The organism is Nonomuraea sp. KM88 (assembly GCF_052245635.1).
In the GTDB taxonomy this organism is placed as follows: Bacteria; Actinomycetota; Actinomycetes; order Streptosporangiales; family Streptosporangiaceae; genus Nonomuraea.
This window is the reverse complement of the sequence record NZ_JBQQCC010000075.1, coordinates 1-963: the sequence shown is the minus strand read 5'-3', so window position 1 is coordinate 963 and position 963 is coordinate 1. Positions and strand designations below refer to the sequence as shown.

General features: G+C 68.0%; 1 protein-coding gene. It reads left to right on the top strand.

Translation table 11 applies throughout. From position 1 onward, the window contains the following. Positions 1–6 precede the first annotated feature (6 nt). Positions 7–963, top strand: a 957-nt coding sequence (locus tag ACTWPV_RS49720; RefSeq protein WP_443157230.1) for an acyltransferase domain-containing protein, incomplete at its 3' end; no start/stop codon positions are given.

The following is a 963-nucleotide window of genomic DNA, read 5'->3' as shown; positions in this document are numbered from 1 at the left end:
AAGTCGGTGTTCGTGTTCCCTGGTCAGGGGTCGCAGTGGCTCGGTATGGGTGTGGAGTTGCTGGAGTGTTCGCCGGTGTTCGCGGCGCGGATGGCTGAGTGTGAGGCGGTGCTGGCTCGGTTTGTGGGTTGGTCGTTGACGGGTGTGTTGCGTGGTGAGGACGGCCAGCCGGGTTATGACCGGGTGGATGTGGTGCAGCCGGTGTTGTGGGCGGTGATGGTGTCGCTTGCGGAGGTGTGGCGGTCTGTCGGTGTGGTTCCGGCGGCGGTGGTCGGTCACTCGCAGGGGGAGATCGCGGCTGCGGTGGTGGCGGGGGCGTTGTCGTTGGAGGACGGCGCTCGGGTGGTGGCGCTGCGTAGTCAGGCGATCGTGGCTCTGGCTGGGCGTGGTGGTATGGCGTCGGTGCCGCTCGGCTCGGTTGAGGTGGGTGAGCTGCTGGAGCGTTGGGATGGCCGGTTGTCGGTTGCTGCTGTGAACGGTCCTGCTTCGACGGTGGTGTCGGGCGATGTGGATGCGATCGATGATCTGCTGGCTCATTGTGAGGGGCGGGGGGTGCGGGCCAAGCGGATCGAGGTGGATTATGCCTCGCATTCGGCGCACGTTGCGTCCATCGAGGAGGAGCTGGCGCGGTTGCTGGCTCCGGTGAGGCCGCGTGAGGCCGGGGTGGCGTGGTATTCGACGGTGCGGCGGGGGTGGTTGGCCGGAACCGAGGTCGATGCCGCGTACTGGTATGAGAATTTGCGGCAGACGGTGTGGTTCGCTCCGGCGGTGAGTGCTCTGGCGGAGGCGGGTCACCGGTTCTTCGTGGAGGCCAGCGCGCATCCCGTGTTGCAGATCGGCATGCGCGAGACGCTGGAGGAGTCGGGCGTCGAGGCGGTGTCCGTCGGCACGCTGCGCCGCGACGACGGCGGCCTGCGCCGGTTGTGGTCCAGCGCGGCCGAGTTGTGGGTGCGCGGCGTCGAC